The organism is Ruminococcus sp. AM42-11 (genome assembly GCF_003480145.1).
Lineage (GTDB): Bacteria > Bacillota > Clostridia > Lachnospirales > Lachnospiraceae > Blautia_A > Blautia_A faecis.
Genome location: NZ_QUIO01000016.1, coordinates 22568 through 40865, shown reverse-complemented (window position 1 = coordinate 40865; position 18298 = coordinate 22568). Strand labels below are relative to the sequence as shown.

Sequence of the window (18298 nt, the reverse complement as noted above, 5' to 3'; positions counted from 1 at the left end):
TTTTCAAACAGGCTCCAGGTCTCGATTTGAGGATAAACAAGATATGAAAGAAACCAACGTATATACCAAAATTATTACCGACGAAAATTTAATGGAGACCATTCCCCACGGAAGCCAGGACTATCCCTTTCGCTACTATTATGAGCATTTAGCCCAATTTGATTTTAACTGCATAGACTGGCACTGGCATACGGAGCTGGAATTTGTGTATATTCAATCCGGAACCGTAACTGCATGGATTGGGGAAAAACAGCTGGAGCTGCCAGCTGACAGCGGCATTTTTATTAATTCCAAATTCCTTCACCGTTTTTCCTCTCCTGTGGATGCTGTCATCCCAAACTTTCTCTGCATGCCCTCTTTCCTTGCAGCTACAGACAGCTATATCTACCAGAACTATGTAAAGCCTATCGTTACATCGAATATTCCTTTTTGGATTTTTTGCAGAGAGATTTCCTGGCAGGCCAGAGTTCTCGATCTTATGAAGCAGATTTTTTCTGCGCAGACTTCCGGTTCTTCCTGCCATCTTCTGACCTCTGCCCTTATGCAGCAGCTCTGGCTGGAAATATACGAACATACAGACCTTTCCACTTCACCGGAAATCACTGGACAGTTCTCTGTAAACCGCGCAAGGCTCCAGCTGATGATGCAGTTTATTCACGAAAATTACAGAAGAAATCTTTCCCTGGATGAGATTGCTACACAGTCTATGATCAGCAAAAGCTCTGCCTTAAATCTTTTTCGGAGCTATCTTCACATCACGCCGGTTAACTATCTAATAAACTATCGGCTGAAACAGGCTGCCCTTCTGCTCTCCCATACAGAGAAAAAAGTCAGCACCATTTCAGCCGAAACCGGTTTTCACAATGTAGATTATTTTTGCAGAGCTTTCAAAAAGCACTACCAGGTGACACCTGGGGAATATCGGAAAGAAAAGTGGGATAAATAGCTGTTATTTGTTATTTTTACATTTCGCATTCAGTGCATTCACAACAGCGTCATAAAGCGGTTTCGCCTGCGGTGCAGCCCCAAGCAGCTCTGCCACTTCATAAACACCATATGCGGTTGCATACAGGCGGACTTTCTTTACCTTTTTATCAAGTACAAATGTCTTTCCAAATACCGGGAACGTGTGATCAAGGTAGCAGAATCCTTATTCTCCCAGAAACACAGTCTGGCTCATGAGTGGTCACCTCCATCTGGTAATTTATTTAAACTCAGTTTAGCATGTTGCCATATGTAAAACAAGTTATATCGTCACATAAAGATAATTGAACACCAGCTTTCTCTGATACTCATAATACTTCGCCTTTTTCTTGATCATTTCCATTACAGCACGGTCAACCTCGTCACCGCGAAGGTCGAAAGGATTGTAGGAATTGACATTGTCCCGGATCCGCAGGATGCATTCACCGTTGTTATCCATTACTTTTACGGATACATAATATTTCTTATCTGTTTCGCCGATACCAAATTTCATAATATTCAGAAGCAGCTCCTCCACGATCAGATGGATAAAGAAGGACTGTTTAAAATCAAGTTCCCATTCATCGCACAACCCTTCCAGATTCTGGGACATTTTTTCCATACTGCCTTCCTCGATGGGATAATATTCCTCAAAAACCCGGTTGGTAAAACTGTATTTTTCTTTTATGTAATCTTTTATTTTTCCAAATATCTGTATTGCAAAAACCAGCAGCAGGCAAACTCCCTCACTTATCACATACACAAGCGCAAGCCCTACGATTCCCTTTTTCTCAATCAGTAAAAATCCGGCCACCAGCATGAGAATGAAGTTACGTAAAACAGATAACCCGGAAGCATACCTTGTCTTTCCAATTGTTTGCCAGAAAGATGTCGTTACCACATTCACTCCTGCCAGAGCAACGCTTAATGCATAAATACGAAATGCAGCTGCTGCTGTTTCCAATGCAGGACCATCATTCAGACCGAAGAATATCAGTATGTTTTTTGCCCCGGCTGCAAAAAACAATGCCATAATCATTCCTGCTGCTGCAACAATCCGCAGTCCATCGTGGTACACCGCCAGCATTCCTTTCCAGTCCTTCTCACCACCTAAAATAGAGATAACCGTGGATGCTGCGGCTCCGGCACCATCAAACATGGCTCCCGGAATAGTGCTCATGGTATAAATAACGCCAAATACAGCCACAGAAAAAGTGCCATTTTCAGAATTTTCCTTTAACAGCATGGTATTAAACACCAGCATAACCACTGTCTGAAAAATAAATGCAGAGCCTACGCCAAATCCATTTTCCACATATTCTTTGATCTCATTCCAGGTGGGAATGTGAAAATGAAAGCTTAAAAGCGCCTGCTTGTTCCAAAAATGAGTAAGCAGAATCAGAGTTCCTACTGTTTCCGCAATACATAAAGACGCCGAAGCCCCAACCAGTCCCCAGTTCAGCACTTTCATAAACAGCAGATCTAGGCTTAAATTTGTGACAATAACGCCAGCTGAAGAAATGGCAGCCAACTTTGGTGCGCCGTCTGTACGCACTGCTATGGAAAGAATATTATACACTACATAAATCGGGGCAAAAGCAAATACCACAGTCAGATACTGCAGTGCCTGTGGCAAAAGCTCCGGTGTGGCACCAAGCAGACTGCATAATGCGCTGCGAAATACGAGCGATGCTGCTGCGAAAAGCACACCTGTTATCAGTCCTGCACTTAATACGGAGCCGAAAACCCGATTTGCACCTTTCAGATCTGCTTCACCAAGTTTTTTCCCAATTAAGACGCCTGCACCGCCGCCTAAGGTGATTCCCATAAGTAGATAAAGCAGAAATACCGGTGTTGCAATGTTCGCCACAGCCAGGCCGGTACTGCCTATAAAATTTCCTACCAGAGTAGCATCCACAAGGGTGGATACGGTAACCCCAAGAGAAGAACATACTCCCCAGAATAAAAAGGTTCTGTATGCACTTTTTGCATAGTTTGTTTCCATATAATTTTCCTCCTGCCCATCACTTCCCAATAATAAAATTATATCGTTCATTTCTGTTTAAAACAATACTATTTTTATATGAAAGTCAGCTGTTCCGCGCCTATGGCACTCCCACAGCTGCCGACCGCATTCGTAATCCGGGCTATCGCCCTACTTACTCATACGGTCTAGCCCGTCCGATACCCAAGAATTCGCTGATGCAAGCATGGCTCATTCTTGGTTGCCGTCCAGGACTTTCATAGCAAGTAAAAAAACGAGCCATCCTCCACAAACGCAGATTCCTGCATTCATGGTTCGGACGGCCCGTGTAATTTTACCGAATAAAGTAAGTCCCCTGCTGGGGTTGCGAATATCCGCTTGACTTTTTAGATTTCAGCTAATTTCAGCAGATCCGGAATCTTGGACTCCCAGCCAAGTGCCATGATATGAACACCCTGGCAGTATGGCTTGCACTCTTTGATAATACGTGCAGCGATCTCAACACCGGTAATTCCAGCTTTTGTCTTTTCTTTGTCAGCCTTCAGTTCCTCAATCATCTCATCCGGAACATGAATGCCGGCAACATTGTTATTCATGAATTTCGCCATTCCAGCGGACTTCGGAATAATAATTCCAACCTGTACAGGTTTTCCGAACTGTTTTGCTTTTTCCATAAATTTGATAAATTTCTCCGGCTCAAATACAGCCTGTGTCTGGAAATAATCAGCACCAGCAGCAACCTTTCTCTCCATCTTTGCAAGCTGTGCATCGACAGAATCACTGCATGGAGAAACAACAGCACCCTTGGAGAATTTCGGAGGCTCTCCAACAAGCTGGTTTCCACCAAGATCTACGCCAGACTCCAGAAGCTTCACTGTGTGAAGAAGAGATACGGAATCAAGGTCGAATACCGGTTTTGCCTGAGGATGATCGCCCATTTTAGTATGATCACCGGTAAGACAGAGAATATTGTCAATACCAAACATAGCTGCGCTGAGAAGATCAGACTCCAGAGCGATACGGTTTCTGTCACGGCATGCAAGCTGGAAAATGGGATTCATGCCTGCATCTTTAAGAACCTTACACATTGCAAGAGATCCAAGACGCATAACAGAAGACTGGTTATCTGTTACGTTAACTGCATGAACACCTGTAAGGTATGTTTTGGCTTCTTCTACCAGCTCATCTACATGGATTCCTTTCGGCGGTCCTACTTCTGCTGAAACTGCAAATTCACCACGATCGAATAATTCTTTCATTTTCATATTATATTTGCTCCAATCATTAAAAATTTAGGATTAACCTTTTATTTCACTTCATCATCTGTAGCAAAATTGTGGATCTGTGTCGGGCATTTCAGCACATCAAGGCGTCCAATCTCTTTCAGGCGTCTGTAAATACGCTCCCATCCACACTCCATTTCGCTGTCCACTTCGCATTTTCCATTCTTGGAACCGCCGCACTGACCATTCACAAGGCTCTTGGAACATGCTGTGATCGGGCAGATTCCACCTGTCAGATTCAGATAACACTCACCGCACTGATCGCATTTATATTCTAATGGTGTCACTCCCTGGAAACCAGGTACCGGATATGTATCACAGGCAGCACAGACCATCTTATCTTCCAGATATTCAGAAATTGTCTGCACGCCAACACCACAGGAAAATACAAGAACCAGATCTGCTTCCTGAATTTTGCTCATATGTTTCTGAAGACGCAGCTCCATATTTTCCGGATTACAAATATAATCAGTAGTCATAATTCCTGTCACATTTCCTTCAGCGGAAAGCTCCTTCTGAAGTTCAACAGCTTCTTTTTCCGGAAAATGAACCTCTTTACATCCATGACAGTTAATAATGAAAACTTTTTTTCCGGCTGTCAGTGATGTGATTGCTTCTTTTGCTTTTAACTGGGTAATCAACATATCACTTCATCCCCCTTACTGCATTTTTTCCGGCTTTAATACTGTCGATGATCGGAATCTTGGAAGAACAGATATACTGACAGCATCTGCACTCAACACAATCCATAACATTCATGTCCTTCATGCCCTGCCAGTTCTCGTCTTTGGCATATTTTACAAAGTACAGCGGAGACAGCTCCATCGGACAGACATCTACACAGCGTCCGCATTTGATACATGGCTGCTCTTTGGTCTCATCTGTATCAATTGCAATGATACCGTTGGAGCCTTTCATCATAGGTACATCCAGTGTATTCAGAGGGAATCCCATCATAGGTCCACCCATCTTAACCAGAACATCCTCATCTGTAAATCCACCGCAGTAGTCGATCAGCTCTCTTACACTTGTACCAATTTTGATGATAAAGTTTCCAGGATTCTTGATCTTCTCGCCTGTAACAGTGGCAACACGCTCAATCAGAGGCATTCCTGTCTGGATTGCGTCTGAAATTGCCTTTACTGTACTGATATTATCTACTACAACACCAACATCTGCCGGAAGACCGCCGCTTGGAACAATTCTGCCCATAACACGCTTGATCAGAGTTTTCTCAGCGCCCTGTGGGTATTTGGTTCTGGCAACAAATACTTCCATATCTCCGATATTGGCAACTTTTTCCTGCATTAATTCAATGGCATCCGGCTTATTATCCTCAATAACAATGATACCCTTCTGGGCGCCGGTTGTCTTAAGGACTGCTCTCAGACCAAAAATAATATCATCTGCATACTCAAGAAGCACTCTGTGGTCTGCTGTCAAAAGCGGCTCACATTCGCATCCATTGAGAAGGATGGTATCAACTGGTTTCGCCGGTTTCAGCTTGACACAGGTCGGGAAACCTGCACCACCCATACCAACGATTCCTGCTTCACGAATGATCTCAATGATTTCATCCGGAGTAAGCTTGTCAAGGTCTCCATGTGGCTGTACGGATTCGTGTAGAGTATTTTTTCCATCCGATTCAATAACAACAGCCATCACTTCACTGCCTCTTGTGCCGTGCATACGAGGTTCAACAGCAACTACCGTTCCGCTTACGCTGGAATGTACAGGAGCGCTGATAAATCCGGCAGCTTCGCCGATTTTCTGACCGACTTTTACAATGTCACCAACCTGAACGATGGGATTCGCCGGAGCACCCAGATGCTGAGACATGGAAATTACAACCGTCTTCGGATCCGGGAACTTCTTAAGAGCAATGTGCTCACTGAATTCCTTGCGCTCTGACGGATGAACACCACCATAATAACCATCCAGTCTGTTTTCTCTGATTGATTTCACATAATCATTGATCACCTTGAAATTAACCTTGGAGAAATCACGAACCTGTACGGGCTGATTAAGGAATTCTTCCAGACGTCCCTGTTTCGCCAGTCTCTGGTAAATTTTCTCCCATGCGCAGTCCTTATTGGGATCTACTTCGCACTTTCCATTCTTTGCTCCACCGCACTGACCATTCACAAGACTCTTGGAACAGTCGACGATAGGACAGACACCACCGGTAATATTCAGATAACACTGTGCACATGCATCACAGCTCTTCTTGGTAAGTGCCATGCCATGATGACCTCTGTAGTTAAGGGTATTGCTTGCAGCAACAACCGGCTTACCTGCCAGATCTGCAACAGTCTGAATACCAAGACCACAGGAAATTACTACCACATTCTCTGTTCCTTCCGGAAGCAGATCCTGCAATTTTCTTTCTGTATGCATTTTGTTGCATAAGAAATCAACTTTCGCACTACCTGTGACAGTCTTTCCCTGCTCCTTCGCAAACTTCAGGAATTCATCGCAATCCGGTTCCTCAACCGTCTCAAATTCCTTAAAGCACTTATTACAGGCAATCACAAACAGGTTGTCCTTGCCGTTCAGCACTGATGCAAGCTCATCACTGCTTTTCAGCTTGTACTTAGTATAATTTTCCAATTGCTCACCTTCCTTATAATAGAAATTATATTCTTATACTATCTGTTCTTATCCGTTCCCTCCACAAAAGACTTATAAAAGCAGATAAATAAGTTACTGTTTTTTCTTATATAATTTACCACAAATTGACTATTTTATCCAGTCTTTGTGACTATTCTGCCTTCAAATTATCTACAAAAATTCTAAAAAGCAAAAAAAGACGTTTTCTTTCTTCACCGGGAAAGAAAACGTCTCATTCTTTATAAACTATTTATCTGTTACCGCAGTCTACGCATTACCGCCACATTCCCCGCCTTTTCCGAATAGTATAATACATACTGTTCTCCATGGCCATAACCTTCTGAAGAGGCACACTTTTGAATACGGGCATTTTCATCTTGTATTTAATCCAGAAGAAGGAGTAAATACCAAGCACCAGGAAGGTAATGCCGGTTACCAGCCAGATCATGTTCCTCTCTACAGGATCTGTAGAAATATTCAAAATCATATATACTGTTCCACAGATTCCGATAATTGGGAAAAGAGGACCGCAGGGAACCTTAAAGGAGCGAGGTGCCTTTGGAAGTCTTTTTCGCAAAATCAGTACGTCAATATGAGCCAGTATGTAAGAGATCATCCAGAAAACAGAGCCAACCAGGATCAGGAAGGAAATGGCATCTGAGGAGCCATCACTGAGGGCTGCGAATATGAAAATAAATGCACTTACAAATACAACTCCGAAATACGGAACCCCATGTTTATTTGTTTTTGCAAAACACGAGGCATCATGTTCATTTTCGCCATTCCCTGACAGATTCCTGCCAGACCGTTTACTGTAGAATTCTGTGTACTTACAACTGCAAGTGCCGAAACAAACGTCATCCACACTTTTCCCGCATTGCCAAGAAGATTTCCACCATAAAGCAGGTGTGGTGCAGCGGAATTTTCCAGTTCCGCCCAGGGTGTATAGTTATGGAAACCAAGAACCATCACAGACTGCACCAGACAGATCAAGGCAAGTCCGATCATCATTCCAAGAGGGACATTTCTTCTGGCATTTTTCACATTCTTAGATACCGGTATTACATATTCCGCTCCGATAAACAGCCAGAATGCCACTGCTATGGTGGACACAACACCTTTAAAATCCGTGGCCATACTGTAAGGCTGATGCACCACTTCCCCTGTACCCAGTCCCAGCATACCGATCACACCAAGGATCAACATAGACCCAACCAGAAGAAATGCTACCAGATCCTGGATCTTGGCAAACATATCCACACCGTAAAGGTTGGCGATCATAACCACAGCTGTCATAATGAAGGTGTACATCAGGCTCGGAATCGGCAGATGAATGGTAGATGCCATAGCATAAGCAAAAATAGAAGCCTCAACACCTGATGACATGATATTGCAGATCAAGTATCCGCCTACCATAGAAATCAGTGTCGGAAAAGGTCCCATACAGGCCAGGGTATACTGAGCCAGACCTCCTGTGGTATTTGGCATCAGGCATTCAGCTCAGAGAGCGATGCCACCGTGGTCATATTCAAAAGACAGGCAATCACCATTGCCCCGATAAATACCACACCAATACTTCCGGCTCCCTGTCCCAGAGAAACCAGACAACTGGTCGCAATAACAAGTCCCACCGAGATGGAAACCACACTTCGCAGTCCCAAAGTTCTGTCCTTTTCTTCCATCCTGAATCACTCTCCTTCGTCACTGATCAAATATCGCGCTGTACTGGTCTGTGAGGAATAATGCTAACACATGTTTGAATAGCTTGCAGAAAGCCTTTTTCAAACACACTCTACAGTGCATCAATTCCCTCATCGCCAGTTCTCACACGGATTACATTTGTAATATCATAAACAAAAATCTTTCCGTCACCAATATGTCCTGTATAAAGCTCCTGTTTGATCAGCTCCACGATCTCCGGTACCTTGGACTTCTCTACAACCACCGCAATCTGCTGCTTTGGAAGCAACTCCATCTCATAGTTTTCATCCACTTCATATTCCTTAGTGCCTTTCTCAATACCGCATCCCAGCACCTGTGTCACTGTCATTCCACGAACACCAGCCTTGCTCAAAGCAGATTTCAATCCGTTAAATTTTGACATTCCTGTGATAATTTCAATTCTTGATAATTCCATAACAATCATCCTCCAGCCAGATTAATATCTTTATCCTCTATTCCCGTTATCTTTCATTCTAAAATTGGAATTTTAAACTCTCAATTCTATTTTCCCCGCTGCTAAGTTCTTACTTCTGTCCTTCGTCGCCAGATACTTTTTATATTTCTCCGGTGTGGTCCCTGCAAAAGCCCGGAAATCCTTCAGCATATGAGACTGGTCGTAATATCCGCAGTTCAAAGCCGTCTCCTCACTTCCCGCCTGCTCTGGCGACTTGGTAATTTCTCCCAGAAAAGCCTGAAAACGGATAAACCTCTCAAACTCTTTGGGCGAGATCCCATGGATTTCCTTAAACACTCTGCGGATGTAACACTCCGAATATCCTGTCTCACGGCTTAGCATCTGAATGGAAATATTTCCATCTGTAGCGTAAATCCTCTGCCGCATATATTTTTCCAGAACATGTGCAGAATCCTTTGAATGATTTCCCTGATTGCTGGAAAGATACTGCATCAGGATCTGCGCCCTCTGCTTCACATCCGCCGCCTCCGCCAGGCTCTCCGTAAGTCCGCTTCCATACTCATTCCGGTCAATCTCCACATCTGCATTTACTACTTCTTTTATGGAAAGAGATTTGGGCAAAATACATTTTCCTGGCAAAAATCTTGCCCCAAAATAATATCTCCCATCATCAAACTCCCAGTTCTTTGCCTTCAGCACCGTTCCACCAACAAAAACCTTTACATCCTTTTCTCCAATTCCAAAAACAAGATCTGTACTCCCATCTGGAACTGCCCGAAAATTCCCTGAGTTTCCGTTTTTTACATTAAATTCATAAAAACTGGAAATTCCCATTCTTCTGTTCAATAATTCCTGATAATCTTCCGCATCCAGTGTCAGATAAGGCTGCACCGGAGTTACGATTTTCTTGTCTTCCATAGGCTCAGCTCCTGAAATCCACCGCTATGGAGCCTTTCCTCACGCCATCTCCGGTTTGTCCCAAAGCGGTAATTTTATTCCGATGCCAAGCTTCACTGCATTGCGATAAACGGTTCCACCCCAGGCAATGTCCTCAACTGGCATGCCTCCTACAGAATATACGATAATCTCGTCATCACTTGTTCTTCCCGGATGTCTCTTCTCAATAATGTCTGTAATGTCGATAATATCCTCTGCCTCAATTTTTCCATCATGCTTCAGGTCTGTGAACTTGGTTCCGATGATCTGAACCTGCGGATAGGTAGGATAAGGATACTCTTCCTCCCAGGACTCATAAAGCTTGGAGTTATCTACCACCAGCTTACAGCCTGCAAGAAAATCATCGTCAAATCTTGCAGCTGACGGCATGCTGATCAGCGCGCCCTTTTTGATCCAGTCTCCGTTAATATAAGGGAAGGAAGAAACATCATCACGGACAGTTGTGGTAAAGCTGATGATATCGCTGTCCTTTACTGCTTCCTCCACAGAATCACAGATCTCAATATTTTTGATCTGAGGCAGTTCCTCCCTGATAAACCTGGTAAAAGCATCCAGAGACCGCTGGCTTCTTCCCTTTATTTTCACCGTATCCAGGTTCGGGCAGACACTGACGAAAGCTGCCAGAGATGTTTTTCCCATAACACCAGGTCCGATAATGGAAACTACCCTGAGTCTTTTCGCGCCAGATATTTCGCGCCAACTCCAGGAATTCCACCGGTACGGTAAGCGCTTACCAGATTTGCTGACATCAGCGCCAGTGGAGCACCGGTATCCTTATCGTTCAGAATCATCATAAGAATAGATCTGGGCAATCCCACTTTCTTGTTCTCTACATTGGAACCATACCATTTCATTCCAGCCATCTGATAGCTGCCGCCCAGATACGCCGGCATTGCCATAAATCTTCTGTCATCTGCATTCTTCGGCATTCCAGGAAACTGGGGATCATCCGGGAACATGATCATGCAGCCATGGGAATTATGATTAGCACCTCCCATTACATAGTCACCTTTATATAATGTAATCAAAAGATCCTCCATCACATCCACGCAGGATTTCATGTCCTTTACGCCTGCTTTGATCATATCCGGTTCACTTAAATATAAAAAATCAATCTTGGAATCCATATCGCCATTCTCCTTTCTGAGTCTGTAGCTGTCAAATATACTCATCCAGGAGCCGCTTTAATTCGCTTGGCTTCGCTAGGATGGAGTATAGCACATCTTTTTATTTTTGTACACTAGCATTTTAACGTGTGAAATTTTTAGCTTATTTTAAATCGCGGCATGAAACCTATCATACCTGAACGCTGACAGATCTAACGTTGTCTCCTCTTCCAGTGCCGTTTCCGCCAGCAATTTTCCCACAATCGGTGAAATTCCAAATCCATGCCCGGTAAACGCACATGCCACGATCAGCCCCGGCACCTCGTCCACATTTCCCAGAACCGGTACACCGTCAATGCAAACATCCTCATAACCAGCCCAGGTCCTTACAATCTTTGCATTTGCCAGCTTCGGGATATACTTCATAATTCCACGGCAGATACAAGGAGCTGTAATTCCCGAAGTCATATTATGTCCATTATCTTTATTCACTGTTTCAAATCCGGAGCTCCGCCGAATACAAAAGAGCCATGGTCTGTCTGGTGTCCGTAGAAATCTGCATCCGCAGTACCAAGCATCTGACCAAACATTTTCGGCTCTGCCTCTGTAACCAGCGCCTCGATCAGATCATTTGACATTGGAACATCAATTCCCACAGTGCCAAGAAGCTTCCTGCTGGCATAACCAGCCGCCACAATTACCTTATCGCCCTCGTAAACGTTTTTCTGCGTAACAACCTTCCTCAGCTTTCCCTTCACCTTCTGAAGCTCCACAACTTCTTCCCCGGTGAAAAACTGAACGCCCAGTCTCCTTGCTGCCCGGTAATACCCCAGAGTGGTCAAAAGAGGATTTGCATGTCCGTCTGTGGCGCACCAGCTGGCTCCAATTACCTCATCACTTAAGAACGGATTGATTTCCCGAACCTCTTTCCCATCGATCATTTTTACATCCAGCCCACAGGCAGTTGCCCGGTCTGTAAGCCCCTGGAGGATTTCCATATGACGAGCTGTTTTTCCAAGCCGCAGGTTGCCCTCTTTGTGATATTCCACATTGATTCCAAGCTCCTCTGAAAGAACCGGCCACATATTTTTCACTGCATACATGGCAAGTGGCAACTCCCTTGGATCTCGGCCTGACTGGCGGACACCGCCTCCATTTCTGGCAGAACCGCCATTTCCAATACTCTCATCACGGTCAAGGACGATTACGGAAGTCCCCTTTTGGGCCAGATAATAGGCTGTAGCACATCCAATTACGCCGCTTCCCACAATGATCACATCTGCTGTCTTACTCATCGTCCTCACCTTCCTTTGCGTAAATTTTCATCTCTAAGGGTCTCATGGGAGCTCTTGAGGTTGCCGGTTCCAGAAGTGCCGGGGAAACTCCAAGCTCTGCCGCCACGATCCTCTTTACCAGCTTGGCGCAGGTCTGTCCCTGGCAAAGCCCCATTCCACAGCGGAGATATCTTCTGATCTCTGTGATGGTAAACATTCCATCGTGAACTGCTCTTCTGATTTCCCCTTTTGTTACTTCCTCACATCTGCATATAATTCTGTCATCGTCAGGCTCCGGGACGTATTCTCCCAGCTGAACGGTTCTGTCATAAATACTTTCCATCATACAATCCCTCCGCCTTATTTTGCTCTGTAAAATCTGGCCTTCATTGCCATATCTGCCGGAACCTTTATGGTAAGAAGATTGGTATGGTCAAAGGCTTTCGCACTCTTTACCGATACCACCTCTGCCTCACAAACCGGCTGACCGTTTCTTCCAAGTCCCAGCCCTTTTTCCCCTTTTTCCGGCAAAGGAAGAAATTCATAAGGAATGGTGACTGTGGCAAAACCAGGTTCAAAGGTTTCGTCTACCAGGAAGATGGCCTGTCCTGAACAGGAGGCTACACACATTCCGCATCCAACACATGTGGCGTTTTCCTCCACAGCCGGAAGGGAGGTAATATGTGCCCCAATCTTAATGCAGTGCTTTGGACATGCATCCTGACAGGGGTTGCAGGGAATGTTCTGTGTGCATTCCATCACCGGATGAACGCCTGCTCTGTGGGTAACTCCCGGAAAGCGTTCAATTTCCTCATCTGCCACATAGCCTTTTGTGAGAAGATTCATGGAAACATCGATTCCCTCTTCTGTCTTTTCGATCAGCCTGCCTCTGTTCTTAGGGGCAAACATGCCTTGGCGAAGTCCGTCAAGGGCTGCCTCGTTTACCTTTGCCCCTTCTTCCAGTTCTGCCTCCTCTATGTAGCCAAGATATCTGGAAGCTGCAATTCCAGCAATTCTTCCCTCGATCATAGCGGAGCTTGCTTCCTCGATTCCGGATACATCGCCCGCTACGAAAATTCCTTTAATGGAGGTCTCCCCATACTCATCTACGATTGGCACCTGGCCACCGCGCTTCGGATTATCTTCCATCTCACAGCCGGCCATTTTTAACAGCTGTGACATTGGGGAAAGACCAACTGCCAGGCAAATGGTATCCACGTCGAAATGCTTTTCTGTTCCTAGAATAAACTGAAAATGATTGTCAACTTCCGCAATCGTTACACCTGTCACATGATCTTTTCCTTCTGCTTTCACAATGGTATGGGAAAGGTAAAATGGAACTCCCGTTCTGGCAACCTTTGCAGCATGTACGCCATAACCTCCGATTCTCGGTGCCGCGTCAACCAATGCAACCACATCACAGCCACACTGTTTCAGCTGGAAGCTGACAACCAGACCAACATTTCCGCTTCCCAGCATCAGGATCCGGTTTCCAGGCTTTACACCGTGAAGGTTCATCATGGTCTGTGCGGCTCCTGCTCCAATCACACCCGGAAGCGTCCAGCCCTCGAAGGTAACCATATTTTCTGCTGCTCCTGTGGCAATAATAATGGCATCTCCTTTATAATGGAAAATTTCTTCTCCCTTTTTTACCACGATTTCTTTGTCCTGATACATTCCAATGACTGTGGAATTCAGTTCTACATCAACACCTGCCTTAGCCGCCTCTGCAAGAAGCTCTTCACCGATTACAAAGCCTCTGATCTTCGCCTTATGCTCTTTGGAGCCAAAAAATTTATGGATCTGCTTAAACAGCTGTCCTCCAGGCTTTTCATTCTCATCAAATACAACTACCTTCAATCCTCTTTTTTCTGCCTCAATTGCCGCTGACAGACCAGACGGGCCTGCGCCAACTACGATCAAATCATATCTTTTCATCTTGTCTGTCCTCCTGTTTTCTGTTCCTCAAATGGCTCTGCCGATACACCATATTGTGTCTGAACCTTCATTCCTGCCTTCAGCGGGGTTACACAGGTTCTCACGTTCGGAACTCCGTCCACAACCATAACACAGTCTGTGCAGCGGCCAATTGCACAAAAGATTCCTCGAGGCGTATGCTCCTTCTTCGTGTAACGGTGAATCAAAATTCCCGCCGCTTTTAATGCCGCTGCGATTGGTTCCCCTTCATACCCCTGAATCTTCTGACCATCATATGTGAAATTTACTAATCTTCCCTTCTGCGGTACTCCTAAAATCGGATGCTCTGTAATACGTGTACCCATGGTATTTCCCCCTTTTTTGATAGACGGACAAATCTGCTGTCCGGGACTTTCTTCGCCAAAAAGGCGCCTGCAAAATAAATTGCAGACGCCTTTGTCTTTTACGTTGTTGGTTCTTTTTCTTAAGTTGTTCGTATTATAGTTTATGGGAATGGATATGTATTGTAAAAAACGATACTATTTTTACAAAATCATCTGAAGATATGTTATAATGGGAATATCTGTTGAATATCGTTAAAAGAAATATTATGATTCCGTTCAGCATAGAACATTGAATCATTAATGAAAGATACTTACGAGGTGTAAAGCTTATGAAATACAGAGATGAGTTCCACATTGCATCCACTGCGATTCTGCTCAGTGTGGCTATGGTGGGAATTTCCGTAGTCGTTCCCAAAGAAAGCAGAGTGCCAACTGCCAAGACCACATTAACAGAGGCTCCTGAAACAGCTGCAGAAGCGGAAGCTGCACAGCAGGAAGAATTTCCAATTTACAGCCAGGAAGATAGCTCCTACGACAACAGCTATGATTCTTCGGACGGCGATTCTTCAGGAAGCGAACAGATCACTTATCCTACTGAGGATTCTGGAGATAGCTCAGGAAGTGACACTTCCGATATTCCGGATTATACAGAAGATACCTCCGATGATTCCGGACAAGATAACAATGAGAACTGGGATTATATTGATAATGGAGATGGTTCTGGTTCCGATAGCGAAGGAGACTATACGGAGGATACCTCCGATCAGGATATTGAATACTATGAATAAAAAAGAATCCTGCCCGGCAGGGCTTGGAAATTCCAACGGAATTTCCTGTTACATAATAAAATCCCGGACTTCCGGGGATTTTATTATTATCTGATTTTATTCAAAAATCCAAATGGTTCCTTATCTTCCAGAAAATGCATCAGCATATATGCCGTCATGATCGCTACATTCTCTTCCTTCAGAATCCGCTTCACTTCCTCGCGGTCCGCCAGAATCACTTCAATCTCTTCCGTATCTTCCTGTGCCTTGGAACTGATTTCGCCGCTGGCATATCCATATACAGTCGCACAAGACTCGTCTGTCATTCCTACAGTAGTGAAATAGGGCTTCTGGTAAGCTTCTGCTACCGGAATAGGATCAAGCTTCAGTCCGGTTTCCTCGTACATTTCACGAATTGCGCCTTCATGGTAATTCTCATCTGGCTCTACCAGACCAGCTGGAAATTCATAAATATAATCACCTAATGTATAACGATACTGGCGAATCAACACCACTTTGTCATGTTTTTCGCCATAAATGCTATAAATGATCACACCGTCCGGATTGTTCTTATGTGTCACCATTTTCAGGCTGTCTACATCTTTTGCACGGGAAGACACAAAATAGTTTACCGGGGTATTGTGCACACTGGTGGCTTTTACATTATAAAGGTTTACATAACGGTTATCTGTCTGTTTGGTAATGCTGTTGATTTTTCCCATAGGAACCTCTTTTCGTCAGTTCTTGCTGTTCTGGTCAGAGGTCTCGCTAGAGCGTGTTTGAAAAAGGCTTTCTGCAAGATATGCGTCACAATTTGTGGGAGATTTTGTCCGGATAAGGGCGCCGTAGCGGGCTACGGCAACCGAATTCGGGCAAAATATACCGCAAAGTGGGGCGTGCAGATTGCGGGAATGATTTTTCAAACAGGCTCTAGATCTCACCAAGGAACAGAGAATCAGTCACCGCGAAGAATCACACGGATTCTTTTATAAATAAAGAACACGATCACTGAGGTTAATGTGTATTTGAATAAATTGAATGGTACAAGGATCATAATTGCAAAAGTAAGAAGGTTGGTTACACCGCTGTGTACTGCTGCACCCATTTCAATAAATGCCTGTACCGGCATTCCAAATGCCTTGCCGTATGCCGGAAGAAGTACAAATGCGTTTACAAAGCATGCAAGCACTGTGGTAAGAATTACACCTGCTGCCATACCTGCCACTGCGTGTGTTCTTGTCTTCTTATGCTGATAACGATAAATCAGTCCGGCTGGAACTACATAAGAACAGCCAAAGAGGAAGTTTGCCACATCACCAACGCCTGCTGTCATAGTTCCCTTGGTTACCAGATGTACCAGAATTTTCACCAGTTCAATCAGTATACCTGCTACAGGTCCCATTGCAAAAGAACCGATCAGTGCTGGAATCTCAGAGAAATCCAACTGATAAAAGGACGGTGCCAGAAATGGCAGCGGTACCTCAAAATTCATCAACACACCTGCCACAGCACCTAACATCGCTACCTGGGCAATGGTTCTGGTACGGCTTCGCTCCATTACGTTTCCATTTTTGATTACTTGTTCGCTCATACTCATTGCTCCTTAAATTATAATATTTAAAGAAAATTTCTGCAAGTATGGGATTAAAATGTTACCAGTAACCAGTAACGTTAAAATCACCACATAAAAAGCCCCGGAATCTCTTCCGGGGCAATGAGCACGTACAAAAAAATATCAACCGATCTAAATATTCTGCGCGTTCTTCTCTCATCCAGACTTTACTGTCGGTTTTGGAATTTCACCAAATCAGCCGCCAAAGCGGGTCGCGGACTATACCGCCGGTAGGGAATTTCGATTTCCAAGGATTTCGATCACCCTGCCCCGAAGAAATTTTCTTTTCATGGTGGATTATACAATAGAAATAAGATAATTTCAATAGGAAATCTATTTGTACATCTATTTCATATTTTCTATTATATATCTATTATCATTTGTCTTTATTTGTCTCCACCACATGTACATCCATCTGCGGATACGGAATGGAAATTCCGTTGGCATCAAAAGATTCTTTGATTTTCTCATTGAGGCGCCATTTGATCTTCCAGTATTTATCGGTAGGCACCCAGACGCGAAGGCCCATGACTACGGCACTGTCAGCAAGTTCGTCTACAAAGACCAGCATGTCTTTGTCCGATTTGGTTCCGGGATCTTCCTGTAAAATGTGCTGCAAAAGCTTTTTTGCTTTCTTAATATCGGAATCATAGGAAATTTCCACTTTGATTTCCAGGTTACGCAAATTCTGCGCAGTTACATTGATAATGGTGCTGTTGGATAATTTTCCATTTGGAATGATTACGTGCTTATTGTCAATGGTGATCAGGGTCGTATAGAACATCTCAACCTTATATACGGTTCCCTCCGTTCCACCAGCCTGATCCTGTATAATATAATCTCCTACCTGAAAGGGCTTAAACAAAAGCAGCATAACACCGCCAGACAGATTCTCCAGACCGCCCTGCAAAGCAAGACCAATGGTAACGCCGGCAGTTCCCAGAAGAGCTGCTACGGAAGATTCCTTCACACCGAAATTAGTAGCTATATTAAAAATCAGAATCAGATACAGCAAAAATTTTCCAAAAGAACAGATGAACTGGGCAACCCCCATGTCTATGCCGGCCTTTTCCATGGAACGCTTCGCAACCTTCAGCAGCCACTTGATCAGCTTTGTTCCCACATAAAACGCTACAATAGAAAGAACCACTTTCATTCCGAAGCTGATCAAATCCGGAATATGACCGTTAAAGTAAGCCTTGATCTGATCCCAGTTGGAGTTTACTTTATCCACTGTTTCCTGGACAGTCTCCTGAACTGCATTTTCTATAACCTGTCCTTCCAAATTCCCATCTCCTTTTTTCAGTCCTTTCCCACAAACAACTCTGTCCCTTATTATCCAAA

At 44.3% G+C, this 18298-nt stretch carries 17 protein-coding genes, 3 pseudogenes and 1 riboswitch; of the genes and pseudogenes, 3 read left to right on the top strand and 17 right to left on the bottom strand.

Annotation, left to right across the window (positions count from 1 at the left end; genetic code table 11):
- The first annotated feature begins 43 nt into the window (after window positions 1-43).
- The gene (locus DW904_RS10905; protein ID WP_118580424.1) at window positions 44-946 is read left to right on the top strand and encodes an AraC family transcriptional regulator; all 903 of its coding nucleotides are present in this window, start codon (window positions 44-46) and stop codon (window positions 944-946) included.
- 300 nt (window positions 947-1246) lie between these two features.
- Here the strand turns inward: DW904_RS10905 and DW904_RS10900 are convergent, their stop codons facing one another.
- The 13 genes and pseudogenes from DW904_RS10900 to DW904_RS10835 form a co-directional block, all read right to left on the bottom strand.
- On the bottom strand, window positions 1247-2968 hold the full coding sequence (locus tag DW904_RS10900) for an MATE family efflux transporter (RefSeq protein WP_202187708.1): 1722 nt from the start codon (window positions 2966-2968) through the stop codon (window positions 1247-1249).
- 365 nt (window positions 2969-3333) lie between these two features.
- Complete coding sequence (locus DW904_RS10895; protein ID WP_118071790.1) at window positions 3334-4212, bottom strand: methylenetetrahydrofolate reductase; 879 nt, start codon at window positions 4210-4212, stop codon at window positions 3334-3336.
- Between the two features lie 41 nt (window positions 4213-4253).
- Window positions 4254-4874, bottom strand: coding sequence for a methylenetetrahydrofolate reductase C-terminal domain-containing protein (locus DW904_RS10890; RefSeq protein ID WP_118580418.1), 621 nt, complete (start codon window positions 4872-4874; stop codon window positions 4254-4256).
- Between the two features lies 1 nt (window position 4875).
- Window positions 4876-6840, bottom strand: coding sequence for an electron transport complex subunit RsxC (gene rsxC / locus DW904_RS10885; RefSeq protein ID WP_118580415.1), 1965 nt, complete (start codon window positions 6838-6840; stop codon window positions 4876-4878).
- A 274-nt stretch (window positions 6841-7114) separates the two neighbouring features.
- Window positions 7115-8283: pseudogene (locus DW904_RS23905) on the bottom strand (APC family permease).
- A 44-nt stretch (window positions 8284-8327) separates the two neighbouring features.
- Window positions 8328-8522 (bottom strand): hypothetical protein, encoded by a 195-nt coding sequence (locus tag DW904_RS10870; RefSeq protein WP_118580409.1) that lies wholly within the window; start codon window positions 8520-8522, stop codon window positions 8328-8330.
- 110 nt (window positions 8523-8632) lie between these two features.
- Window positions 8633-8977, bottom strand: a complete 345-nt coding sequence (locus DW904_RS10865; RefSeq protein ID WP_195409055.1) for a P-II family nitrogen regulator — start codon at window positions 8975-8977, stop codon at window positions 8633-8635.
- 72 nt (window positions 8978-9049) lie between these two features.
- The gene (locus DW904_RS10860; RefSeq protein ID WP_118580404.1) at window positions 9050-9895 is read right to left on the bottom strand and encodes a helix-turn-helix domain-containing protein; all 846 of its coding nucleotides are present in this window, start codon (window positions 9893-9895) and stop codon (window positions 9050-9052) included.
- 39 nt (window positions 9896-9934) lie between these two features.
- Window positions 9935-10974: pseudogene (locus DW904_RS10855) on the bottom strand (tyramine oxidase subunit B).
- 234 nt (window positions 10975-11208) lie between these two features.
- Window positions 11209-12335 (bottom strand): annotated as a pseudogene (locus DW904_RS10850) (FAD-binding oxidoreductase).
- The gene (locus tag DW904_RS10845; RefSeq protein WP_118580504.1) at window positions 12328-12657 is read right to left on the bottom strand and encodes a (2Fe-2S)-binding protein; all 330 of its coding nucleotides are present in this window, start codon (window positions 12655-12657) and stop codon (window positions 12328-12330) included. The pseudogene DW904_RS10850 and the gene DW904_RS10845 overlap by 8 nt, the downstream one beginning before the upstream one ends.
- Before the next feature lie 17 nt (window positions 12658-12674).
- Window positions 12675-14252 carry an FAD-dependent oxidoreductase gene (locus DW904_RS10840; RefSeq protein WP_118580401.1) on the bottom strand — a complete coding sequence of 526 codons (1578 nt, stop codon included), beginning with the start codon at window positions 14250-14252 and terminating at the stop codon, window positions 12675-12677.
- Entirely contained in the window at window positions 14249-14596 is a 348-nt protein-coding gene (locus DW904_RS10835) for a (2Fe-2S)-binding protein (protein ID WP_118580398.1), read from the bottom strand. Before DW904_RS10835 ends, DW904_RS10840 begins: the two co-directional genes overlap by 4 nt.
- A 308-nt stretch (window positions 14597-14904) precedes the next feature.
- Here DW904_RS10835 and DW904_RS10830 point away from each other — a divergent pair, with 308 nt between their 5' ends.
- Entirely contained in the window at window positions 14905-15363 is a 459-nt protein-coding gene (locus DW904_RS10830) for a hypothetical protein (RefSeq protein WP_118580395.1), read from the top strand.
- Window positions 15364-15449: 86 nt separating this feature from the next.
- Here DW904_RS10830 and DW904_RS10825 read toward each other — a convergent pair whose 3' ends face one another.
- The gene (locus tag DW904_RS10825; protein WP_118580392.1) at window positions 15450-16064 is read right to left on the bottom strand and encodes an NUDIX hydrolase; all 615 of its coding nucleotides are present in this window, start codon (window positions 16062-16064) and stop codon (window positions 15450-15452) included.
- Window positions 16065-16079: 15 nt separating this feature from the next.
- The gene (locus DW904_RS25495; protein WP_325064550.1) at window positions 16080-16223 is read right to left on the bottom strand and encodes a DUF6783 domain-containing protein; all 144 of its coding nucleotides are present in this window, start codon (window positions 16221-16223) and stop codon (window positions 16080-16082) included.
- Here DW904_RS25495 and DW904_RS25490 point away from each other — a divergent pair.
- Window positions 16155-16334 (top strand): DUF6783 domain-containing protein, encoded by a 180-nt coding sequence (locus tag DW904_RS25490; RefSeq protein ID WP_319017188.1) that lies wholly within the window; start codon window positions 16155-16157, stop codon window positions 16332-16334. The two genes, DW904_RS25495 and DW904_RS25490, sit on opposite strands and share 69 nt — an antisense overlap.
- On the opposite strand, the gene DW904_RS10815 is transcribed toward DW904_RS25490, so the two are convergent.
- Together DW904_RS10815 and DW904_RS10810 are read right to left on the bottom strand one after the other, a co-directional pair.
- Entirely contained in the window at window positions 16298-16933 is a 636-nt protein-coding gene (locus DW904_RS10815) for an ECF transporter S component (RefSeq protein ID WP_118580386.1), read from the bottom strand. The genes DW904_RS25490 and DW904_RS10815 overlap by 37 nt on opposite strands.
- 165 nt (window positions 16934-17098) lie before the next feature.
- Window positions 17099-17236, bottom strand: a riboswitch (FMN riboswitch).
- A 94-nt stretch (window positions 17237-17330) separates the two neighbouring features.
- Window positions 17331-18239: a mechanosensitive ion channel domain-containing protein gene (locus tag DW904_RS10810; protein ID WP_226815076.1), complete on the bottom strand. Its 909-nt coding sequence runs from the start codon at window positions 18237-18239 to the stop codon at window positions 17331-17333.
- Between the last annotated feature and the right edge of the window lie 59 nt (window positions 18240-18298).

Coding starts and splice junctions, on each gene's coding strand:
- DW904_RS10860 (WP_118580404.1), bottom strand. CDS start 9,895: ATGGAAGACAAGAAAATCGTAACTCCGGTGCAGCCTTATCTGACACTG.
- DW904_RS10905 (WP_118580424.1), top strand. CDS start 44: ATGAAAGAAACCAACGTATATACCAAAATTATTACCGACGAAAATTTA.
- DW904_RS10830 (WP_118580395.1), top strand. CDS start 14,905: ATGAAATACAGAGATGAGTTCCACATTGCATCCACTGCGATTCTGCTC.
- DW904_RS10895 (WP_118071790.1), bottom strand. CDS start 4,212: ATGAAAATGAAAGAATTATTCGATCGTGGTGAATTTGCAGTTTCAGCA.
- DW904_RS10900 (WP_202187708.1), bottom strand. CDS start 2,968: ATGGAAACAAACTATGCAAAAAGTGCATACAGAACCTTTTTATTCTGG.
- DW904_RS10835 (WP_118580398.1), bottom strand. CDS start 14,596: ATGGGTACACGTATTACAGAGCATCCGATTTTAGGAGTACCGCAGAAG.
- DW904_RS10845 (WP_118580504.1), bottom strand. CDS start 12,657: ATGGAAAGTATTTATGACAGAACCGTTCAGCTGGGAGAATACGTCCCG.
- DW904_RS10870 (WP_118580409.1), bottom strand. CDS start 8,522: ATGGAAGAAAAGGACAGAACTTTGGGACTGCGAAGTGTGGTTTCCATC.
- DW904_RS10840 (WP_118580401.1), bottom strand. CDS start 14,252: ATGAAAAGATATGATTTGATCGTAGTTGGCGCAGGCCCGTCTGGTCTG.
- DW904_RS10815 (WP_118580386.1), bottom strand. CDS start 16,933: ATGAGCGAACAAGTAATCAAAAATGGAAACGTAATGGAGCGAAGCCGT.
- DW904_RS10825 (WP_118580392.1), bottom strand. CDS start 16,064: ATGGGAAAAATCAACAGCATTACCAAACAGACAGATAACCGTTATGTA.
- DW904_RS10865 (WP_195409055.1), bottom strand. CDS start 8,977: ATGGAATTATCAAGAATTGAAATTATCACAGGAATGTCAAAATTTAAC.
- DW904_RS10890 (WP_118580418.1), bottom strand. CDS start 4,874: ATGTTGATTACCCAGTTAAAAGCAAAAGAAGCAATCACATCACTGACA.